Source organism: Bacillus methanolicus (genome assembly GCF_028888695.1).
Taxonomy (GTDB): Bacteria; Bacillota; Bacilli; order Bacillales; family Cytobacillaceae; genus Bacillus_Z; species Bacillus_Z methanolicus_B.
In genome coordinates this window covers 49,402-67,181 of sequence record NZ_PNFF01000001.1, presented here as the reverse complement: position 1 = coordinate 67,181, position 17,780 = coordinate 49,402, and the positions used below count along the sequence as shown (strand labels likewise).

16 protein-coding genes are annotated in these 17,780 nt (G+C 38.3%); 4 read left to right on the top strand and 12 right to left on the bottom strand.

The window, feature by feature from the left end:
* Positions 1-11: 11 nt before the first annotated feature.
* Entirely contained in the window at positions 12-1,106 is a 1,095-nt protein-coding gene (locus C0966_RS00255) for a GerAB/ArcD/ProY family transporter (protein ID WP_274853149.1), read from the top strand.
* A 51-nt stretch (positions 1,107-1,157) separates the two neighbouring features.
* Positions 1,158-1,421 carry an alpha/beta-type small acid-soluble spore protein gene (locus C0966_RS00250; protein WP_274853148.1) on the top strand — a complete coding sequence of 88 codons (264 nt, stop codon included), beginning with the start codon at positions 1,158-1,160 and terminating at the stop codon, positions 1,419-1,421.
* A 43-nt stretch (positions 1,422-1,464) separates the two neighbouring features.
* Here the strand turns inward: C0966_RS00250 and C0966_RS00245 are convergent, their stop codons facing one another.
* Together C0966_RS00245 and C0966_RS00240 are read right to left on the bottom strand one after the other, a co-directional pair.
* Positions 1,465-2,436, bottom strand: coding sequence for a DUF2971 domain-containing protein (locus C0966_RS00245; protein WP_274853147.1), 972 nt, complete (start codon positions 2,434-2,436; stop codon positions 1,465-1,467).
* Positions 2,437-2,559: 123 nt separating this feature from the next.
* Positions 2,560-2,907, bottom strand: coding sequence for a MerR family transcriptional regulator (locus tag C0966_RS00240; RefSeq protein ID WP_274853146.1), 348 nt, complete (start codon positions 2,905-2,907; stop codon positions 2,560-2,562).
* A 226-nt stretch (positions 2,908-3,133) separates the two neighbouring features.
* Between C0966_RS00240 and C0966_RS00235 the strand changes: the two genes are divergently transcribed.
* The gene (locus tag C0966_RS00235) at positions 3,134-3,562 is read left to right on the top strand and encodes a cell wall hydrolase (RefSeq protein WP_274853145.1); all 429 of its coding nucleotides are present in this window, start codon (positions 3,134-3,136) and stop codon (positions 3,560-3,562) included.
* Positions 3,563-3,832: 270 nt separating this feature from the next.
* On the opposite strand, the gene pgmB is transcribed toward C0966_RS00235, so the two are convergent.
* The 5 genes from pgmB to C0966_RS00210 form a co-directional block, all read right to left on the bottom strand.
* Positions 3,833-4,513: a beta-phosphoglucomutase gene (gene pgmB / locus C0966_RS00230; RefSeq protein ID WP_274853144.1), complete on the bottom strand. Its 681-nt coding sequence runs from the start codon at positions 4,511-4,513 to the stop codon at positions 3,833-3,835.
* 87 nt (positions 4,514-4,600) lie between these two features.
* Entirely contained in the window at positions 4,601-6,892 is a 2,292-nt protein-coding gene (locus C0966_RS00225) for a glycoside hydrolase family 65 protein (protein ID WP_274853143.1), read from the bottom strand.
* Positions 6,893-6,910: 18 nt separating this feature from the next.
* Positions 6,911-7,744: a carbohydrate ABC transporter permease gene (locus C0966_RS00220; protein ID WP_274853142.1), complete on the bottom strand. Its 834-nt coding sequence runs from the start codon at positions 7,742-7,744 to the stop codon at positions 6,911-6,913.
* A gap of 12 nt (positions 7,745-7,756) precedes the next feature.
* On the bottom strand, positions 7,757-8,971 hold the full coding sequence (locus C0966_RS00215) for an ABC transporter permease subunit (RefSeq protein WP_274855681.1): 1,215 nt from the start codon (positions 8,969-8,971) through the stop codon (positions 7,757-7,759).
* A 117-nt stretch (positions 8,972-9,088) separates the two neighbouring features.
* Positions 9,089-10,345: an extracellular solute-binding protein gene (locus tag C0966_RS00210; RefSeq protein WP_274853141.1), complete on the bottom strand. Its 1,257-nt coding sequence runs from the start codon at positions 10,343-10,345 to the stop codon at positions 9,089-9,091.
* A gap of 115 nt (positions 10,346-10,460) precedes the next feature.
* Between C0966_RS00210 and C0966_RS00205 the strand changes: the two genes are divergently transcribed.
* Positions 10,461-11,204, top strand: a complete 744-nt coding sequence (locus C0966_RS00205) for an AraC family transcriptional regulator (RefSeq protein ID WP_274853140.1) — start codon at positions 10,461-10,463, stop codon at positions 11,202-11,204.
* Positions 11,205-11,288: 84 nt separating this feature from the next.
* Here the strand turns inward: C0966_RS00205 and C0966_RS00200 are convergent, their stop codons facing one another.
* The 5 genes from C0966_RS00200 to C0966_RS00180 form a co-directional block, all read right to left on the bottom strand.
* A complete protein-coding gene (locus C0966_RS00200) occupies positions 11,289-11,729 on the bottom strand; it encodes a threonine/serine exporter family protein (protein WP_274853139.1) in 441 nt (146 codons plus the stop codon).
* Between the two features lie 19 nt (positions 11,730-11,748).
* Positions 11,749-12,507: a threonine/serine exporter family protein gene (locus C0966_RS00195; protein ID WP_274853138.1), complete on the bottom strand. Its 759-nt coding sequence runs from the start codon at positions 12,505-12,507 to the stop codon at positions 11,749-11,751.
* Between the two features lie 211 nt (positions 12,508-12,718).
* Positions 12,719-15,469, bottom strand: a complete 2,751-nt coding sequence (locus C0966_RS00190) for a dynamin family protein (RefSeq protein ID WP_274853137.1) — start codon at positions 15,467-15,469, stop codon at positions 12,719-12,721.
* A 455-nt stretch (positions 15,470-15,924) separates the two neighbouring features.
* Positions 15,925-16,581 carry an amino acid ABC transporter permease gene (locus tag C0966_RS00185; RefSeq protein ID WP_274853136.1) on the bottom strand — a complete coding sequence of 219 codons (657 nt, stop codon included), beginning with the start codon at positions 16,579-16,581 and terminating at the stop codon, positions 15,925-15,927.
* A 74-nt stretch (positions 16,582-16,655) separates the two neighbouring features.
* Positions 16,656-17,480 (bottom strand): transporter substrate-binding domain-containing protein, encoded by an 825-nt coding sequence (locus C0966_RS00180; RefSeq protein ID WP_274853135.1) that lies wholly within the window; start codon positions 17,478-17,480, stop codon positions 16,656-16,658.
* Positions 17,481-17,780 lie beyond the last annotated feature (300 nt).

Below are 17,780 nucleotides of genomic sequence, written 5' to 3'. Positions count from 1 at the left end.
GTGACAAATCAGTGGAGAAAGCGAAAATCAACGCAAGCCAGCTGTTTGTCCTGATTTTATTATTTGAATTAGGCAGTGCTTTGTTGATCCCTCTTGCGATTGAGGCGAAGCAAGATGCTTGGCTTGCCATTCTAATTGGAATGGCAGGCGGCTTTTTATTATTTTTAGTCTATCATCGTCTTTATCAATTTTATCCTGATATCCTACCAACAGAATATGCACAAAAAATAATGGGGAAATTTTTCGGTCGGGTATTTGCCTTTCTTTACATACTCTATTTTGCCTATCTTGCTGCAAGGGTTTTGAGAGATTTCGGAGAGATGCTTGTAACATTTTTCTATCCAGAAACTCCTTTGTTCATTGTGAACTCATTATTAATGATCGTGATTGTTTATACTGTTCGAAAAGGAATCGAGGTATTAGCAAGAACAGGGGAATTGCTTTTTGTTATCATATATTTTCTTGCTATCTCCGGTTTTATTCTTATTATTGCTTCTGGTTTGATTGATATCAATAACTTAAAACCGGTACTTGAAGAAGGAATTTGGCCGATAATGAAATCTGTATATACTGAAACCTGGTACATTCCGTTTGGGGAATCGATCGTATTTGCGATGATTTTCCCTTATTTGAATAACCCAAAAAAGGTGAAAATCACCGGTATATTGGCCTTAGGGTTAAGCGGCATCAACTTGGCTCTTGTAATGACTATTAACATCTGCGTTCTCGGTGTTAATCTCACTTCACGTTCGCAATTTCCTTTGCTCAGTACAATACAAACAATCCAAGTAGCAGAGTTTTTAGAACGTCTTGATGTTTTTTTTATGTTTGCCTTGACTATCTGCGGCTTCTTTAAAATATCCGTATATATGTATGCAGCGGTAACAGGCATTGCAAACTTATTTCGCGTCAAAGAACCTTCGCAGCTTGTTTATCCGATTGGGCTTGTTATTTTATTCTTATCCATCATAATTGCCAGCAATTTTCCGGAACACTTTAAAGAAGGATTACAGGTTGTTCCGCTTGTTTTGCATCTTCCTTTTCAAGTAATCATCCCCCTTTTGTTTCTCGTTATTGCCTTTTTTAAAAATAGGAAAAAACTATAAAAAATTTTAACGTGACTATAGGAAATACTTAAAAGAAAGGAGGTATTCAAAATGGCAAGAAAAAATAAAATTCTCGTTCCGGAAGCGAGAGAAGGACTCAATCAGCTAAATGCAAAGGTCAGCGGAGCAAAAAATCCCGATGAAGCAAAATTTGAAATTGCAAAAGAAGCTGGAATTCCTCTGAAAAAAGGATATAATGGCAACCTGACTGCCAACCAAGCTGGAAAAATTGGCGGAAATATCGGGGGCAGCATGGTACGTGAACTAGTAAAAATGGCTGAGCAAAGTTTAATGAATAAGCAGCCCAAAAGATAAGGCCTCTCGTTTTTCGAGGCCTCAATCACAAAAAATTTCTTTTTCAATATCTTAATGTGGCTACTGATTTGCTGACTGTAATTTCATCCAAGTTGTAGCCTTTATTTCTCAAATAATATTCAACACCATTTTTGGCAATCGCAATATTGTTTTTCGGCCCGATTGTGACATGGCGTACGGGAAGTTTTTCAACAAAATGAATCTGAATATAAGGTATGATAATGCCATTTCTTGCTCTGAAAAGTACTTCAGTCTCTTGTTTTCTTTCTCTTCTTCTTGTCAAGGCAATCCGATACTCTTCTTCGTTTCGGAACGAATCGTGCTTAAAAAAGATCGAGAAAGACGTGATAACCAAAAAGAAATGATGGTACAAATTTTCAGCCATTTCCTCAAAGCTGATGCGGTCTTTAAATTGATAAACACAATCAAAAGAACGGATTAATGCTTCCATTAACATTTTTTCTTGTTGGTCTTTATCGTAAATGACTTTTCCATAAAAGAGGTTGAATTCATGTTCAATTCTTTTTTTTACCTCATTCATTTTATTGATCAATGCTTCTGTCGAAAAGCCAATATTATACCCGTCTCCTTTAGAATAATGGTACCAGAGAGTCAATGAATCTTGATTCTGCGTTAAAGAGAGTACATAAACCTCAAAGTCATCAATGGTGATATCATGAATAAATTTGCCGATTGAAACCTTTAATTGTTTAATAAATTCGTTTCTTAATATAGCGTCTGTCCCGCTGTTTCCATACTTTTCGATAATCCGGTCCTCGAGCTTATTTATCGTATCATTGGCAATCTTTTCAATATAGATCAGTTCGCTCGAATCATTAAGAAAATTACCTTTGGACATCCAGAGGTTATTGCTTTCAATCATTCCCATAAAACGATCTAAACTTGTATAGTGGTAAAGCACCTTCTTTGTTTGGTTTGTATTCCGAATTATTTCCCCCATAAACTCCCAAAACTTCTTTGATAACATCTCGTCAATCTCTTTTATAACAGGCATCCGCTTTCCTCCAATTTTTGTTTTGCCTAGTCCGGCTCCTGTAATAAATTATATGAACCGATCGAGAAGGTTAAAAACGAGTATTTAATATATTGCCCGAAAAAAGCGGATTTCAACCATATTTTAGTACTGGGAGTTATTTCTATTTTGAATCCCGAACCTTGCGTTTATTTGCCCCCTCAGCATTTGATTACGCACCTTTCTTTCTTCTTCTTTTCTCTTTTCTTTTGCTTTTAGCATTTCCTGCCTGATTTCATATGTTTGAATACCCTCTTCCCGCTTATTGGCAATTTCAATAAGCTGTTCTACATCAGCAAAAGAATATTTTCTGTTGCCGCCTTCCGTACGTTCGGGAAAAATAAGCTTCCTCTCCTCATAGTATCGAATTTGCCGTTCTGATAATCCTGTTAGTTCACTGACGATTCCTATCGTGATTACTTTTTTTGTTTTATAGGAAGGATCAATTGCCATCGCCTTTTCACACCTCTTTCAAAATCACCATCTTTAATAACAATTATACAAATTACAGCTGAATATTAACATATTTATGTAAGAAAATCTGACATTCAATTTTAAGGATGATAGAAAATTTGACATACTGCCATTCAACATGACGAAAAAGACTCACTAAATTTTTTTCTATCATCTATCTGACTGATCACATATGATAATGTGATGAGACATTGGAGGTGATGTTGTGGCAGTTGTAAAGGCAACGGAATCAGACATTAATCTTTTGGCAAGATTGTTAAGGGCAGAGGCTGAGGGAGAAGGCAGATTGGGAATGCTGCTTGTCGGCAATGTCGGCATAAATCGTATTAGGGCAAACTGTTCCGATTTCAAAGGGATACGTACGATCCCGCAAATGGTTTATCAGCCGCATGCTTTTGAAGCTGTTACGAAAGGATATTTTTATCAGAGGGCAAGGGAAAGTGAAAAACAGTTAGCCCGCCGCTCAATTAGAGGAGAAAGATATTGGCCGGCTAAATTCAGTTTGTGGTATTTCAGGCCGCCGGGCGCCTGTCCTCCTACATGGTATAATCAGCCGCATGCGGGTCGTTACAAACTTCACTGTTTTTATGAACCAACCGCCGAAACATGTGAAAATGTTTATAATACGTTTTAATAAGGTACGAAAGAATGCGCTGACTGGCGCTTTTTGTTACATTTCTATGAAAATACCAGGCCGGCAATTAAAATTTGCGCCGTCCTGGTTCTTTGTTCTGACGTCTGGTTGCCTTTAAGTTTCGCAAAAAGAGGGCTGGATCACCTGCATTTATTTTTCCGCTGATGAGCGCTCAACAAAAACCTATTGCATTTCTTCGTGCGATGAATCACTTCCAAAACGTTCCGATGTAGCAGCATTGAAAAAGCATCCGGAAAAGTCTCCGAATGCCTATTGAGTCAAATTTTTGTTATAGATTTCAAGTATTTTTTCAAAAGAAAGTTCAGCGGTACTGCTGTATACGAGATCAGCGCCCGGAAAGTTCTCTTTAGCCCCGATTGCCACCGCAAACATCCCTGCGCGTTTAATCGATTCCACTCCTGCAGCTGCATCTTCGATCCCGATGCATTCATCAGGTTCCACTTGCAAAAGCTTCGCTGCCGCCAAAAAGATTTCCGGATCGGGTTTACCGTTTTTTATTTTTCTGGCATCGACAATTGCATCAAATTGATCTTTCATCCGAAGAGACTCCATAACTTGATAAGCATTTTTGCTTGCCGAAGCCAATCCAATCTTTATTCCCCTTGTTTTAATTTCCGAAATGAATTCTTTTACTCCAGGCAATATGTCGGAAGGAGTTATGTTTTTAATCAGCATTAAATAATGGCGGTTTTTTTGATCTGCAAGCTTTTCTTTTTCTTCATTCGAAAAATCGTGCTGTTTTCCGCCGCGGGCGAGGATTTTTTCAAGCGAATCCATGCGGGAGACCCCTTTTAATTCCTCGTTAAATCCCCTCGTGAACGGAATTCCGAGATCTTCAGCAAGCGCTTTCCATGCTAAGTAGTGGTATTCAGCGGTGTCCGTAATAACCCCGTCCAAATCAAAAATAACAGCTCGAAGTGTTTTCGTCATTGTCTGCACCTTCTTACTATTTTACCTCTGCGAAAACAATATATTAAATGGATCTGACCTTCTGTGTTATGAATCAGCCCCAATATGTTATTTTTGCAACAAAAGATCCGTTTCAAAAAGCTGTCCAGAAAGGAGTGTAACATCTTTCCCATACAGTTTTATCTTCAAATCGTCACCCTTAACTAATTGCAGGCGGATTCCCGTCTTGCTAATTTCAGCTTTAATCTTTCTCCCTTGATACTGGACGCTAAATGCATAGTGGTTCCAGTTGTCAGGGATATCAGGGCTCATCGATAATCCTGTTTCCTTTATTCTGACACCGGCAAAACCAAAGATAATTGACATCCATGTTCCGCCCATATTCGCCATATGAAGGCCGTCTTTTGTGTTTCCATGTGTATTATCAAGGTCTAACCGGGCAGTTTCAATGAAGTAATCATATGCTTTCTTGCGATAGCCGATTCTTGAAGCCATAATGCTAAAAATACACGATGACAGCGAAGAATCATGGGTTGTGATTTTTTCATAATAGTCATAAGAATTCTTAATCGTATCAAAATCTTGCTCATCTTCAAGTAAAAAATGGGCAAGAACCGTATCCGCCTGTTTGCAAACTTGGTAGCGATATAGTGTTAAAGGATGGTAATGCAAAAGAAGCGGGTAATGCTCTTTCGGTGTATTTTCAAAATCCCAGATCGCTTTCTGCAAGAAAGTATCATCCTGCGGATTCATTTTTAATTTTTCATCATACGGTAAATACATGTTCCGAGCCGCATCTTTCCACTGACAAACCTCAGCTTCCGTAACCTCAAGCCTGTCTGTCAGCTCCTGCAGCTTTTTCGAGTCAATCTGATGCAGCCGTTCATAGACATCCGCTGCCCACCTGAGATTATATTTTGCCATCACATTTGTATAGTAATTGTTATTTACGATACAAGTATATTCATCAGGCCCGGTCACTGCATCAATCTTAAATTTCCCATTTTGATAATGGCCCACTTCCATCCATAAACGCGCCGTTTCAAACAACACCTCGGCACCAAACTGTTTTAAGAAATTATCATCATTTGTTGCAAGGTAATATTGAATATAACTGTAAGCTACATCGGCGCTTATGTGGTATTGGGCAGTTCCTGCCGGAAAAAAAGAGGAGCATTCGCTTCCGGAAATTGTCCGCCAAGGAAACAAAGCTCCTTTCGTATGCCCCATTTCTTTCGCTCGATTTCTAGCATCATCAAGTGTTGAATTACGATAAATAAGGAGCTGGCGGGCAAGCTCCGGCTTAATCATAAGAAATACCGGAAAAATATAGATTTCTGTATCCCAAAAATAATGTCCCTCATATCCTTCACCGGACAAGCCTTTCGCTGAAATATTGCTGAATCGATCTTTGCCGACCGACTGCAGCAAATGATATAAGTTAAAGCGAATTCCTTCCTGAAGCTTTTCATCCCCATCGATCGTTATATCCGCACTGTCCCAAAAATCGTCCAAATATTCTTTTTGTTGCTGCAATAAGCCTTCAAAGTCCATATTCAATGTTTGATGAATATGAATGGCTTTTTGGACAAGGTTTTCCTCATGGCGAAGTGTATCTGTATATACATTCCATTTTGTCAGCTGAACAGCATCTGTTAACTCAAAGACTATTACGGTTTCAACAGACTTTTCTGTTTTCCTTGTATTAGTCTTATATGATGTTCCCTTCACATGATAAGTGCTGACACAAGCTGTTTGCAGTTTTGAAACTTGCGCTTCATTTAAAACATATTGAAACGCATCGCCAAAACCGGTTTCCTTCACATGAAGGCGTTTGGAATGTCCTGAAGCAACCCGCGGGTCATTTGCTTCACTATAATTGGAAACATCCCCATTTACAGTTGAAACGACTTTTACTAAACCGGAAAAATTAACTGGATCTATATAAATGTCGATCGCAAACACTTCTCTTTTTACGAAAGAAACTGCACGGCGAAACGCAAGCTTCACCTCTTTGCCTTTAGGTGACCGCCAGTGAATGATCCTCTCTGAAAAGCCACGGTCAAAATGAAGCTTTCGCTCGTAGGAAAGGACCTCCCCATCAAAAAGGGAAAAGTGTTCCTGATCTTCTCCAAAGTAAATGTGAATGGTTTGAGAATCAATCACATTGAGAAGTTTTTGCTGAGTTTCCGGAAAAGCATAAAGTTTCTCGCCATATGAAATATCAACAATATCATGAAAGGCATTTAAGTATGTTCCCCGAATCGATTTCATGCCTTCTCTATAGCCTTCCTCAAAATTGCCGCGTACGCCGAGATAGCCGTTGCCTAATGAAAATAAGCTTTCTGAAGTTAATAAAGATTGTTCCGTTAATTGATTGTCAGTCAAAGTCCAGGTCATAAGCTACACTCCAAACTATTATTCTTTTACACCTCCGGAAGTTAAGCCGGAAACGATTTGTTTCTGGAAGAAAAGGACGATTAACAATGTAGGAATCGTTACAATCGTTGTTGCAGCAGCTACTTCGCCCCACAAAATTTCAAATTGTGTTCTTAAAAAGGAAATCGCAACCGGTACGGTATGATAACTTTTGTTTGAGTTTATCGTTATAGTCAGCAGGAATTCATTCCAGGCTGATATGAATACGATGATTGCCGTTGTAAAAACGCCCGGGGCAGCCAGCGGAAAAACGATTTTGAATAATGTCTGGAATGAAGTGGCTCCATCCATTTTCGCCGATTCCTCCAGCGAAAGGGGAATTTGGTTAAAATGAGTGACCAAAATCCAAACGGCCATAGGCAATGTAATTGTTGAATATGGCAAAACGATCGCATAGCTGTTCGTCAATCCTAAGTCTAAAAACAGATTGTATACCGGGCCTATCACGATCATTTGCGGAAACATCGAAACTGCAAGAATCAAACCGAGTAAAATATTTTTTCCTTTAAAATCAAAACGGGAAATCGCATAGGCAGCGAAAGTCGCAACAATGACAATATAAATTGTTGTTGTTGAAGAAACAATGAAACTCGTTTTAATCGCATCAAGAATCCCTTTTTCCGTAATGACTTTCGCAAAGTTGCCGAGTGTCGGATGTTCCGGAATAATCCGAAACGCCCCTTCTCCGAAAATTTCGCCGGAGGTTTTAAAGGAGGTTATGAAAACCCATAGAAACGGAAAAAACATTGCGAACAGAAACATCGCAATTAAGAGTCCAATCGCCACTTTAAGCTTCCTGTCTCGTGTATCCATAGAGCAACCTCCTTAATTCTTATCCATTAAATTTGCTCCAAGTATTTTCACATAAATAGCGGCAATAATCGCAACACTTACAAACATAATCATGACAATGACCGAACCGTACCCGAAATTCGTTTGTGCGAACATTGTTTTGTAACCGTAAATGGACAGAGTTTCCGTTGCTCCGCCGGGTCCTCCTCCTGTTAACACATAAATCAAATCAAACACACGGAAGGCATCGAGAGTTCGGAATAATAGAGCGACTAATATGGAAGGCTTTAAAAGCGGCAGCGTAATACGGAAGAACTTTTGAACCGCATTCGCCCCGTCAATTTCAGCAGCTTCGTACGTTGACCGAGAAATATTCTGCAATCCGGCAAGCAATAATAGCGCCATGTAAGGAGTTGTTTTCCATACATCAGCCAAAATGGCCGAAACCATTGCCCCTGTTTCAGACATTAAAAGTTCACGGGAGTTTTCTACAAGTCCGATCTTTTCAAAAATATTTGCGATAATCCCGCTGCTCCCATCGTACAAATAGCTCCACATCAGCGCTGCTACAGCCGTCGGAATAGCCCATGGGATTAAGGAAGTTGTCCGGATCCACCCTTGGCCTTTTATCGCTTTATTCATGATTAACGCAAGCGCCAATCCAAGAACCAATTCCAAAAACACCGAAATAAAAGTAAAAACAGTTGTATTCCAAAGCGCCTTTCCGAGACGAGCATCGGTTAACGCTTGTTTGTAACCTTTTAAACCAATAAAATTGGAAGAGATGATACTCTTATCAATATCTTCCACGATCAAAGGGAGATTCTCCTCATTTGTCGTATCATACTTATCTGACATTTCTTTCACGACTTGTTTCGCTTCTTTCGATAAAGCGACTAAGTTTTCTTTTTCTTCTTTGCTAATTTTCTGAACGCCCTTTTTTCCTTCATATGCTTCTGCTGTCTTTTCAATTTTTCGAATCAATTGATCAATCTTTTGCTGAAGGGCAGGATCTGTTACTTGCTCTTTATCTTCCTCAAGAAACATTGTTAAATAAGTTTGAGTTTCATGAAACAATTCAACATTAAACCGCTCACTCATATATAAGCCGGCCTTTTGTTGGTCATTAAGCCGATAATCAAAAAATGTGTACGTAAAAGATTGAAGAACCGGCCATAGAGAAAAGATCCCGATTAAAACGACTGTAGGAATAATAAATAAGTATTCCTTAAAGCCCAACTTTTTCAATTGTTGAACACCTCTTTTCATGAATACGAAACTCCGGTCCATGTATATACAAGAATTTGCAGGAAAAAAAGGCCCTAACCTAAAATTAGAGCCTTTGCCCAGAGTCAACACCCCATATTATTCACTTAATGCTTTCTGAATCTCTTGAACAGCTTGGTCAAGACCTTCACCAGTGCTCAAATATTTATGGGCCTGAATTTGAATGGTATCAGAAACTTTTGAGTACTCAGGAGATACAGGACGGGCAATTGTATTTGCAAGTGCTTTCTTAAAGCCTTCATAAGAAAGCATCTCGTTGGCAGCGATTACTTCTTGGTCTTCTAGAAGTGCATTATATCCTGGAAGGTATCCGCCTTTTGTTGACATAATTTTTTGTCCTTCTTTACCGGCAACAAACTTAACGAACTCCCAAGCTCCATCTACATTTTTAGAGTTCTTGTTGATCCCCAACAACCATCCGCCGACAGAGCCGCCGTTTGGCAGCGGAGCAATTCCTACTTGGTCGACTTTAATTTTCACGCCTTCTTCTTGGCCTTTAATTCGGCCGAATTGATATGGCCAGTTGCGTGCAAAAACCGCATTTCCTTGTTCAAAGTTTGTATGAGTTTCCCCTTCCGTAAAATTAAGAATATCCTTTGGAGCCCATGGGGCTTTTGTGAACTCATACATTTGTTCTAATCCGCCTTTAATATCTTCAAAAGACTTGGAAAACTCTGTGACGTTTACTGTTAATCCTTCATATTGCTTTGATTGATAAACAAAGCCAAATTTTGTGCCGGCTTGGCCTGTATATTTTTCAGCCATTGCCCCTAAATCGGCATACGTATAGTCGCCGCTCTCTAATTTTTTAGCATCTTCAGGGCTTACAATATCTTTGCGGTAGTAAAGCAATCCAAGGTCAGGGAAGAAAGGAAGCGTATACTGTTTTCCTTTGTAGTTTCCGGAAGCCATGGAACCGCTGTTAAAATCGTCTTTTGAAAGGCCTGCTTCTTTCATGCGAACATCGATTGGTTCAAGATATCCTGCACCGGCAAATTCACCAGCCCATACAACGTCGAGGGACAAGATGTCATACTCATCAGACCCGCTCGAAAGGGACGTTAATAACTGGTCATGCATTTGTGCAGAGTCATTTGTCATTTCAACCCATTCAACTTTATATTTATCCTGGCTTTTGTTAAACTCATCGATTACTTGCTTAGTCGCTGGGGTATTATCGTTTTGCGCAGCAAATTTTAATACGACTTTTTCTGAAGTTTCTTCCGTTTTTCCTTCTGTATCTTTCTTGCCTTCAGAAGATGATTTATTGCTGCAGCCCGCAATAATTCCTGCAATAAGAGAAAAGACCAGCAAAATGGAAAACCATTTTTTCATCGAAATTCCCCCTTTTAAAAATTTTGAAACTACTTGCATTATAAAACGTAAGCGCTTACTATTATATTAAAATTATTAAGTTTTTATTAAATTTTTTATATGTCGAGGCGATTTTATGAAACCGTCAATTAATCCTGCAATCATCAAACAATTTTTGTTATCAAGGGTGCAAAACCAAGAAAGAAACTTTTTTCATCCGCCATACAATTTGGAACAGCAGTTATTGGACGCGATCTCACGAGCAGATGAAAAAGGAGCTGAGGAAATCTTATTGGAAATTAATAAACTTGAAGCGGCGACATTAGCAGCAGACCCCGTACGCTCGAGAAAAAATTCCTTAATCGCTATGTGTACCCTTTTCACAAGAGCCATTATTAAAGGCGGCATTGATCCGGAAACAGCATTCCATTTAAGTGATGCTTATATAATGGAATTTGAAAAACATAACAGTATAGAAAAATTAAATGACCTCGAATATGAAATGCTCTATCACTTTATCAAAACAATCAAGGACAAAGGCTCCGGCAATCATTACAGCCGTATCGTACGCATGGCCATCTCATACATTTATGAGAATATATTGCAGGAACTATCACTTGAAATAATTGCTAAACAAGTTTTTGTTCACCCAAGCTATCTTTCAAGCCAATTTAAGAAAGAAGTCGGCATTTCCATTACTAGCTTCATTAACAAAAAACGAATAGAAGAATCGAAATATTTTTTGATTCATAGCGATACGTCCATTTCGGATATCGCTCTATTATTTAAGTTTTGCAACCAAAGCTATTACACTTCCCTTTTTAAAAAGTATAACGGCATGACACCAAAGGAATTCAGAGAACTTAAGCAGGAGTTATAAAGCGGAAAATGCTTTATGGATGTTAAAAAAGGCAATAATCGAAATGATCCCTGCGCCACTTTTTTTCTATTCTAAATTGCTCTCTTAATTACTTTTCAGCTTCGATTTTCTGATAATCTGGTTTATGACTTCAGAAAACACAAGCCCCAAAGCGATTGAACCGGAAATCATCGTAGCTTTTGCAACAAGAGTGATGGCAGTATTATAATCATTTTCTACGAAATTTCTCATTGCATCGTATGCCATTCCGCCAGGCACCAACGGAATGATTCCGGCTACACTGAAAATAATGATCGGTGTCTTGTACATTTTTGCGAAAACCTGGCTGATCACCGCAATGAAAAACGAAGCGGCCAAAGTTGCTGCTACCGGATCAAAACCATTTGTTTCCATTAAAAAATAAATAACCCATCCTGCCATGCCAACCAGACCGCATTTTATAAGAGATTGTTTAGGGGCATTAAAGATAATCCCAAAGCCCACAGAAGCTATAAAACTTGTAACAAGCTGTGCAATAATGACCATTATGGCGCCTCCTTCATCTCTACATAAATGATAAAACCACCGCAATTCCCGACCCAATTGCAAAAGCGGTTAAAAACGCTTCTGCCCCTTTTGACAAACCGGAAACTAAGTGTCCTGCCATTAAATCCCTGACAGCGTTCGTAATCAAAAGACCCGGCACGAGAGGCATGACTGAACCGATAATAATTTTATCGAGCTGATCGCCAACCCCCATTTTTACAAAAAGAAAAGACAACAATCCGATGATAAATGCTGCGAGAAATTCAGCGAGAAATTTTATCGGCACAAGCCGATGAAAAAAGATGACGCTAATTAAGCCGACGCCGCCGGCTATCATTGCCGGGATAAAATCCAGCCATTCTCCTTTAAACATGATTAAAAAACAACCGCTCGCAACCGCGGCAGCGACTACTTGAAGCCAAAAAGGATAATGTAGATTCGCCGATTCAATCTTCTTCAAAGATTCATATGCGTCGTCAAGTGGTAAATCCCCGCTGCTAATTTTTCTTGATATGCTGTTAACCTCTGCTACTTTTTCCAAATCAGTCGTTCTCTCTGTAACTCGAATGAGCTTTGTTTTTGGAGGTTCTCCTTCAATTGAAAAAATAATTCCTGTCGGCGTTACATAACTGTGGGATTCTTGAATGCCAAAAGAGGCGGCAATTCTCATCATTGTATCTTCAACCCGATACGTTTCCGCGCCGCTCTGGAGCATAATTTTTCCGGCCAAGAGGCACAGCTCCATAACTTTATATTGATAACTTATATCATTTACCATCTTAATCGCTCCATCTATGCAAACCTTCATGCATTACAGTTTAATGAAAATAAACAGTGTTAGCAATTTAAATATAATGTTTCATAGTTTTTAAAACATTTTCAAAAACAAAGGGTCTGACCCTCCAATACAACATATAGACTAATCACTAATAAAACATCTATATATTGTCATTGTCGGAGGGAGTCAGACCCTTTTTTGCTATATTTGGTTATATTTGAAGAACTCCTTTTGCGGAAATTGTGATCCACTCATATTGCCGAAGTTTTACTTCAAACATTGTTAACGGATCACGGTACGTTTCAGGATTCGCTCTCATATTCTCCAGCTCTTTTTCTTTTTCTCTGATTTCCTTCTGAGTTTCTTCTACCGTTTGATTCAATACGGCAAACGGGTTTCGGAAGAAAAGCGAAATATCCCGTTCCAGCGATTTCTCAAACAATTCGAATTGAAGAAGCAACTTTTTAATAATTGTTTCGGCAACATCCAAATAATCCTCATTTTCAACAAACTGCTTGTATTTGTTATACAGCATCGCATTATTTTGCGGGAAAGCTCCAAACAACCTGCCGGCACTTTTTAATAACATTTGATAAGGTGTACGGCGGAGAAAAATATTTACCTTATCTATTTGCACGCCGCTTGTCATCCGGTCTGCATCCCGGCGCCAATCATCAATCACTTTAAAGTCGCAATTCAGCTTAAGCCTCTCTTCCCCGTACATCGTGTTAAATCCATCGCTTATTTCCTCCAAGAAAGATTGGCAGTGATTAAGTTCATCATTTGCTGTTACAATCCATTCCTGGAGAGAACTATACACTTTAGGTAAGACATGATCATTTACATAAGCATGCACTCTCCGGTTCATCTCATCATTCAGTTCAAGGTGAATTTTGCGGAAATCACTGTCTTCTTGAATCATATCAGAACTTTCTCGTAAAATTTTAGGAATATTCTTCGTAAGATCTGATCTGATTTCCTTCAATACTTTACGGAACGTTCTCGTGATAATTCGCGCTTTTTCTTTTTCCAAATCAGTTAATTGATTGATTGCACCATTTAGCTTTGCAGCCATTTCTTCATTCCATTTAATTGATTCTGCCAGGCTGTTTTCTATTTCTGCCCGTTTATCCAATAAATGCTTTATTAATTTACGAATAAAGATTAATATTTTTTCAATTCGATCGTCTTCAGTAATTTGTCGGTTCAAGTTTTTCAAAAACTCTGCCAGATCATTTTGTTGTTTTCTGCTTCTTAAATGGGATGAATAGGCAAACACGTTAGCCTGCGGAAGAAATGCCCGAACTCTCGAACTAGTCTCTTCAACAATCCTGGCGGCTTCATGTTCATCATAAATTTCATCGATTTTATTGAGCAGAAAATGAATTGGAAGATTAGGTGCGAATTCCCGTATCTGCATCAGGATCTCTTGTTCTCTTTCAGTAAAAGGATCGTTCGCATCAAGAACAAATAATAAACTGTCGGCAAAATGCAGATATTTCAACGCTTCACCTTCAATCCGATTACGTTCATTAAATCCCGGCGTATCAATAAGAGCAATGCTGTTTTCCTGCAAAATTGGCGACGGAAGAGAGAACTCAATAATCGCATTGTCGAAACTTTTATTCGACCGTCTCTCAACCATCTCTTGGAACTCATGGAAGCTTGAAACGGCCGTTAATTCTGCATCGGATATTTTTCTAATCTCTGTCTCATCATGTCCCTTAAATACAATGACGGATGATGTCGGAGCAGTTAAGATATTTTCTCCGAGGACTGAATTGATAAAAGCAGACTTTCCATTTCCTGAAGTTCCGGCTATAAATAAACGATGTGTTTGGAAATCAACCAGTTCTCTGATGATCCATCTGAATCGGTGACCTGGTTCAACATGCTGCGCTTCCGCCCATTTTACGATGGAATCGAATAAAGTAAGGCTGTATTCCAAACCGTCTGTTTCATTGCGCGAATGGAAAATAAGATTTTCGGCATCATTAACAACCTCCGGACTGATACTGGTCGGAAATTTCTCGTTCCATGCCAATACCGCTGCAGAAGCAAATAAAGCATGAGAACGATCGGCTATTTTGATCCAGTTCGTTAAAATGTTCGGAATAATCTCCGCCAATTCTTTCATTAAATACTTTCCATCGATCAATTCAAAATAAGTTTCCTGATAAAGTGCTGACAGCTCTTTCCAAGATTGTTCCCGGTTTGCATCCAGATTTAAGAAAAGGTGATTAAATTCCCGCAGCCATGAAAAATAAGAACTCTCATTTCTGTAAGAATCCCATAATGCCAAGACCATCTGTTCAAATCTTGCCTGATCCACTCCATATAACACAACTAAGCTTTTTGAAAAATAATGCGGTGCAAAGCTTTTTGTTAATCCTTGTTCTGTATACGTTATTAAAGTATCAAACCAATGTTGAGACTCTGTGCGGATCGCTTCATTTACCGCCAATTCAATTGCGCTCTTCCAATCCTGGTGTTTTTCGAAAAAGGCTCGGGCAATGTCGGTAACATTGGGATAATCCGGATTAAAGGATACCACTTTTTTAATTACTTGATCTGCTTTTTCAAGTCTTCCTTGGTCTATGTAAAGTGAAAATAATTGCAGCATTGCTTCTGATTGTAAAACACTGCTTTCCGTATCAATGGATTTATAGATCTCTTCGGCTATTGATAATTGCCCGAGTTCATAATAACAATCCGCAATATTTTTCTTCGCCCACGGTTCTAAATCATTATGGGTGTTTTCCCATTTAAAAATAGCTGCTTCATAATCTTTGTTGTGAAAATATACTTCTCCTTGGGCAAAACGGATTGCGGAAAGGTCCGCTGTTTCATCTTTTTGCCCGGCAAGAAAGGCTTCTCCGAGCACTCGGACAGGATTTTTTTCGCCCGATTCCATAAATGTTTCATAAAATGCTTTTTTGATCAGTTGATTTTCTAACGTCATTTTTATCCCCCGACCTATATATTTAATCAGTATTTCTTACATACCGTATTCTATAAAATATTAATACTTTCCTGTTTCTATCCTTAATATTCTATCAGACATACTTTTATAGAAAGTTTCAAGTTGCTTTCATTTATAATACAGATTTTTGTCTTAGTGTAAAATTTCAGCAAAAATATGTAATTTAGTGGATCTAAATGTAAAAAGCTGCACAATCCCCATGTGATTTGTGCAGCTTCGATTTGTGCTGGATGCGATCATCCGCGAGTTCTTTCGTTTAACTTTGATTGTTTTCCGTTTTAACGCGATTTTTTTGTTTTTTCCGCGATTATTTCATTTTAACCGCGATTTTTTGAATATAATCGCGATTTTTTCGATTTAACCGCGATATTTTTGATATAATCGCGATTATTCCAAATTAACCGCGATTCTCCATATTCCTCATATTTTACAAACTATTCTGTTGCCAACCTTCTTTCAAGAAAACTTAACAAGTAGCTTAACGTTAGTGTCAACACCAGATATATTAGGGCAGCAGTCAGCAGAGGTTCCCACACACGATAATACTGTCCTTGCATGGCACGAGCCCAGTACATAAGTTCCGGAGCTGCAACAATGGCAGCGAGGGAAGATTCTTTAATCAGGACAACAAACTCGTTTCCGAGCGGTGGGATCATTCGTTTAAATGCCTGAGGCAAAATAGCAAATCTCATTGCTTGAACATGGCTCATTCCTAATGAACGGGCCGCTTCCATTTGCCCTCTGTCAATTGATTGGATACCTGCACGGAATATTTCCGCAATATAGGCTGCAGAATTTAAAGACAGGGCGATAATAGTAGCAATAATTCCGTTTGTTTCTCCATTGAAAATCGGTACAACACCAAAATGAATGATTAATATTTGAACAAAAAGCGGCGTGCCCCGAAAAAACGTTATATAACAATCAAACGGGAAAGAAATCAACTTATTTCTGATCATTTTTCCCAGCCCAATAAGTAATCCTAAAACCGTTCCAATCAAAATACCTGCTATCGACAAGCCAATCGTCAGCAATGTCCCCTTCCAAAAAAAAGGAGCATATTCAGCTAAAATATCCAGTCGAAAATCCATTGATGATCCCCCTATGAAACCGAAAATTGCGTAACACTTTTCAATCATTGGTTACGCAATTTTTCAGTTGGAAATTATTGCTGTTGTTTTTTCAATGTTTCTATATCAGGTTCTGTACCAAACCATTTTTTATAAATTTTTGCATAAGTGCCATTTTCAAAGATTTTATTAATTGCAGAATCAAAATCAGCTTTGAGTTCGCTGCCTTTCGGGAACATTAATCCGTAATATTCTTTTTCAAAGGCGTTTTCATCTTTAATTACGGTCAGCTTTTTATCAGGGTTATTTTTCACATACTCTTCTACAACTGTATTATCAGCCACCACTGCGTCAGCGCCGCCGCTATTCAGCTCCATGATTGCCAAATTGTTATTTTCAAATTTTTTAATTTTCTTGTTGTTTTTGCCGAAAAGCTTTTCAACTGCTGCCTGTCCTGTCGTGCCGTTTTGAACCGCTATCACTTTGTCTTTCAAGTCGGCTGCACTCTTAATATCACTGCCTTCTGGAACTAAAATCTCGTTGGTCGATAAGAAGTAAGGAACAGAAAAATCATACGTTTGTTTGCGCTCTTCATTAATGGTAATAGCAGACATCCCTAAGTCAGAGATTTTGTCTTTAATTTCAACAAATAAAGGATCCCATCCTACGTTCACAATCTCAACTTCATATCCTGCTTCTTCTGCCACTGCTTTAACAAAATCTACATCAAAGCCGACAATTTCGCCTTTGTCCATATACTCAAAAGGTGCATAGTTTGCATCAGTGGCAACTTTCAATTTTTTCTTTTCATTTCCTGAACTGCCGTTAGACTCTTTTTCCCCGTCAGTCTGGCTTGTACCACAAGCTGATAAAATTAGTGAAAAAATTAAAAAGAACGTAAGAATCGAAAACTTTTTCATCTTATAACCACCTTTTAATTTAAATATTTTCAAACAATATAAGAATAACAAATTTTCATATTTTCTGTATTTTTTGACATGAAATAATTATACCTTTGAAAGTGTATTCATGCAATATGACGAAAGAATAAACTTTATAGAACGATAATATTAAGGCGTGAACTTCTCTTAAAAACAATAAGAAAAGTCTTAAAAATGAATAATAATTAATGTGTAAAAAATGAACAACTAAGTCCATTATTAATAATTCAATTGACGTGGATAAGTTTTTATCTATTTATATAAATGTAAATTTGGTAA